This is a genomic window from uncultured Fibrobacter sp. (assembly GCF_937877005.1).
Taxonomy (GTDB): Bacteria; Fibrobacterota; Fibrobacteria; order Fibrobacterales; family Fibrobacteraceae; genus Fibrobacter.
This window is the reverse complement of the sequence record NZ_CALEFV010000082.1, coordinates 1-4,296: the sequence shown is the minus strand read 5'-3', so window position 1 is coordinate 4,296 and position 4,296 is coordinate 1. Positions and strand designations below refer to the sequence as shown.

General features: G+C 50.4%; 3 protein-coding genes and 1 pseudogene. All 4 read left to right on the top strand.

Going from position 1 to position 4,296, the window contains the following annotated elements; genetic code table 11:
• Positions 1-284 (top strand): annotated as a pseudogene (locus tag Q0628_RS04490) (hypothetical protein); the annotation flags it as partial.
• A gap of 190 nt (positions 285-474) precedes the next feature.
• Entirely contained in the window at positions 475-2,223 is a 1,749-nt protein-coding gene (locus Q0628_RS04485) for a polysaccharide biosynthesis tyrosine autokinase (RefSeq protein WP_298768556.1), read from the top strand.
• A gap of 20 nt (positions 2,224-2,243) precedes the next feature.
• Positions 2,244-3,281 (top strand): NAD-dependent epimerase/dehydratase family protein, encoded by a 1,038-nt coding sequence (locus Q0628_RS04480; RefSeq protein WP_298768554.1) that lies wholly within the window; start codon positions 2,244-2,246, stop codon positions 3,279-3,281.
• Positions 3,282-3,299: 18 nt separating this feature from the next.
• A partial coding sequence (gene cimA, locus Q0628_RS04475) for a citramalate synthase (RefSeq protein WP_298768552.1) occupies positions 3,300-4,296 on the top strand: 997 nt, incomplete at its 3' end.

The window sequence follows — 4,296 nt, the reverse complement described above, 5'->3', positions numbered from 1 at the left end:
CTGAGGTCCTGCCCATTCTGGGCACCTGCGATACGCTGGTCTTCGCGAAAACCAGTGACATCAGCGCCAACGGCGACTACACCACCAGCAAGTTCAATGTGCTCTACGGTGCAGGCTTCCGTTACTTCATCAACGCAGCCAATGTTCCTTATGCAGAGGTTACCGTGAACTACGTCCGTCAGAGCCGGATCATGGTCACCGGTAAGGAAATGATCACCAAGGCCGACACCTACTCCAGCTATTTCAACGCCAAGGAAGTGCTGAACGACCAGCGCGGCAAATAATTGCACAACAAAAAGAGCCGGATTCCTGCGAATCCGGCTCCTTTTCCTTATCTTTCTACAGATTCTCACTCTGTCTGATTTTCATTTTCTGCCAGCTGATGTATCCGTAAATGTCGTTGATCAGGAACGCCTTTGCTTTAATGCTTATCCGAAGGGGGCGCTAGACCGCTTGCTCCATCATGAAGGACGCATGGATCTAGAGGATCTCTACATACCCGAAATCGCTCGTGCTGAAAAGTGGACGGCCAAGGTTGTATCAGAAAATGAAATCGCCGTTTATACGCCTGAAGGTGTTAAGCTTCTGCAGGGAAAGGTGGACGAGCCTCTTTCGGCTCCTTATGGCGGAGATACCTTGAAAATTCATGTCAAGCATCTGCTTGCAACTCCAAATCAAACATTCGTGCTCGTTCAGTCCGAACCGCTGGATGCGGTCCGGGGCTTGGTCAAAAAGCTCGATGTTGCCGAGAAGGGAAAGCAGACGGGAATCATCGGTGTTTCCTATACGGACCGCTATGCGGACAAGGCCGCCTCCGTCTTGAACACGATTGCAAATATCTACTTGCGTCAGAATGTGGAAATGCGTAGTGCCGAGGCCGAAAAGACTTTGGAATTTCTAGAAGATCAGCTCCCTGGGGTCAAGGCCAAGCTGGACACTGCTGAAAAGAAATTGGCCGATTATCGCTTGAAAATTGGCTCTGTGGATATGACCGGAGAAACGAGGTCTCACCTGGAAAAGGTCGCGTCTCTTGAAACACAGATTCTGCAACTGGACCAGCAGCGCCAGGAAGCGACTCGCCTGTTCAAGGAAGAACATCCCTCGGTGCAGACCATTGTACAGCAGCAAAATCGCTTGCGTTCGGAACTTTCTAGACTGAAAAAGTCTGCAGAAAATATGCCGAGAACGCAGCAGGACGTGATGAGCTTGCAGGAAGAGGTCGCTGTGAACAATGCCCAGTATACGGCGATGCTTAACAATATTCAGCAACTACGCGTGGTGCGTGCAGGTGAAGTGGGTAACGTGCGTATCGTAGATTACGCTCAGATTGAACGTAAGCCTTCTAAGCCGAACAAGAAGCTTATCTTTGCCGCTTGTGTCGGTGGAGCATTCCTTCTGGGAGCCTTGCTCATTTACCTGATGCAGATGACCAAGCGCGGCGTGCGAAGCTCTCTTGAAATTGAACGTGAGACTGGCATTAGTGTCTATGCCAAGATTCCGAAGGCAGAAAATGCAATTCTTTCGAAGCGTAACAAGGGCAAGAATACCAAGCCGCTTGTTGAAGATGATCCTGATTCGCCATCGAGCGAAGCGCTTCGTTCGCTTTACACTGCTATTGAGTTTGCAACGACTGATTTGCATGTCATGATGGTAACCGGCATGGTTCCTGGCGTAGGTAAGTCATTTGTTTCTAAGAATATTTCCGCTCTTTTTGCGGGGTCTGGCAAAAAGACTCTGTTGATTGACGCGGACATGCGTCGAGGTGTTGTATACAGCCATCACAAACAGGGGCTTGGCGATGTCCTTTCGGGACATTGTTCCCTGGATAGCGCTGTGGCCGATTCCATTACCAAGAACATGTTCGTGCTCGGAGCCGGTAAGACGGACGTGTCTCCGAGTGAACTCTTGCGCGGAGATAATTTCAGGAATCTCCTGGAAGAGGCGAAAACGAAGTTCGATATTGTGATTGTAGATACGCCACCTCTTGAACTGGTGACGGATTCCGAACTCATTTATCCGATTGTCGATTTTGCCTTGTTCGTGCTGCATTACGGTAAGCATTCTATGGATCAGATCAAGGAATCCATGATGAAGCTTGACCGCTGCTGCGAAGGAAAGTCTCGTGCTTTCGTGATGAACCACTGTGAATCGGATGGCCATGGGTATGGTTATGGTGGTTATGGCTATTACGGCAAGTACGGCTATTACAGCAAGAAAAAGTAACTCGTCAAAAGATTTTAATTATGAAAGTTCTTGTGACTGGAGCTGCGGGCTTTATCGGCTCGAAAATTATGGAGATGCTGTCTGCTCGCGGCGATGATGTCGTGGGGCTGGATAACATCAACGACTATTACGATGTCCGGCTGAAGTACGGCCGACTTGCAGAAAGTGGTTTCAAGGCGGTGGATGGCGATATCCCGTTAGAAAAGATGCTTGTGAGTAGCCGCTTTGCGAATTGCCGCTTTGTCCGTATGGGGATTGATGATAAGGAATCGCTGGACCGCTTGTTTGAATCTGAAAAATTTGACAAGGTGCTGAATCTTGCCGCGCAGGCGGGTGTGCGGTACTCGATAACCAATCCGTACGCTTACATGCAGAGCAATATGATCGGATTCCTGAATATCTTGGAAGCCTGCCGTCATTTTGGAGTTGGTCACCTGGTCTATGCTTCGAGCAGCTCGGTTTACGGATTGAATGCCAAGGTTCCTTATAGCGAAGATGACAAGGTCGATAATCCGGTGAGCCTGTATGCGGCAAGTAAGAAAAGTAATGAACTCATGGCCCATGCCTATGCAAAGCTTTATGGAATCGCCATGACGGGACTTCGCTTTTTTACGGTTTACGGACCGTGGGGGAGACCGGACATGTCGCCAATGCTTTTTGCGACGGCAATTGCTCAGGGAAAACCGATCAAGGTGTTCAACAATGGCGACATGATTCGCGATTTCACCTATATTGACGATATTGCCGAAGGAACGATTCATGTGCTGGATCGTAAACCCGATGCGGTTCAGTGTCCTAATGGTGTGCCCTACAAGGTCTACAACATCGGCTGTAGCCATCCTGTCAAGTTGATGGATTTTATTGATGAAATTGAACGTGCCTACGGTAGGAAGGCTGAAAAGGTGTTCCTGCCGATGCAGCCGGGCGACGTGTACCAGACCAATGCTGATACGACGAAACTTGAAACCGAGGCGGACTACAAGCCCCATTGGAGCCTGCACGATGGCATCGCTCAGTTCATGAACTGGTTCAAGAGTGATCTGAATCCGTTAAAGTAATTTTCTATCTTTGTACCTATGAAAGTTTTTCTATATGATACAACCCTACGCGATGGAAACCAGGATCGCCGAATCAGTCTGTCCTTAGCTGACAAGTTGCAGATTGCACGCCTTTTAGATCACTTTGGCTTCGACTACATTGAAGGTGGATGGCCGAATCCGAGCAATCCGACTGACGAGGAGTTTTTCCAGAAGATCAAGGAAGTTAAGCTGAAGCACGCGAAAATTGCGGCTTTCGGTTCTACGCGCCGCCCGAAAGTGCTGCCCGAGAAGGACCCGCTGCTGCAGGCGCTCGTGAAGTCGGGCGCCCCGGTCAAGACGATTTTCGGCAAGAGCTGGGATTTGCATGTCACCGACGTTATCCGCACGACGCTCGAGGAAAACCTCGACATGATCGAATCTTCCGTCGACTACCTCAAGGACCATTCCGAAGAGGTGATTTACGATGCGGAACATTTCTTTGACGGCTACAAGGCGAACCCGGAATACGCTCTCGAGACGCTGAAGGCTGCGGAGCGCGGCCGCGCGGACTTTATAGTGCTTTGCGATACGAACGGTGGCACGATGCCGTGGGAACTCGAGAAGATTATGAAGGACGTGAAGAAGGTGGTTTCGACGCCTATCGGCATCCACGTGCATAACGACGCGGGCCTGGGCGTGTGCAACAGCCTGTTTGCCGTGAAGAGCGGTGCTACGATGGTGCAGGGCGTGGTGAACGGTTACGGAGAGCGTTGCGGAAACGCAAACCTCACGACAATTGCTGCTGACCTCCATTTCAAGATGGACGCGAAGTTCTTTGCCGCGAAAAAGATTACAAGACTTCGCCAGCTGAGTTCGAGCGTAGACCAGATTGTGAACCTTCCGAGCGATTCTCATGCTCCGTATGTAGGCGATGCCGCCTTTGCACATAAGGGTGGAGCGCATATCGATGGTGTGATGAAGGTCTCCCGCAGCTTCGAACATATCGACCCGCATGCCGTGGGCAATGACCGTGTGTTCGTCACGAGCGACCAGG

Bases quoted from the DNA above. Each gene is read 5' to 3' on its own strand.
- Q0628_RS04480 (WP_298768554.1), top strand. From the start codon at position 2,244: ATGAAAGTTCTTGTGACTGGAGCTGCGGGCTTTATCGGCTCGAAAATT.
- Q0628_RS04485 (WP_298768556.1), top strand. From the start codon at position 475: ATGGATCTAGAGGATCTCTACATACCCGAAATCGCTCGTGCTGAAAAG.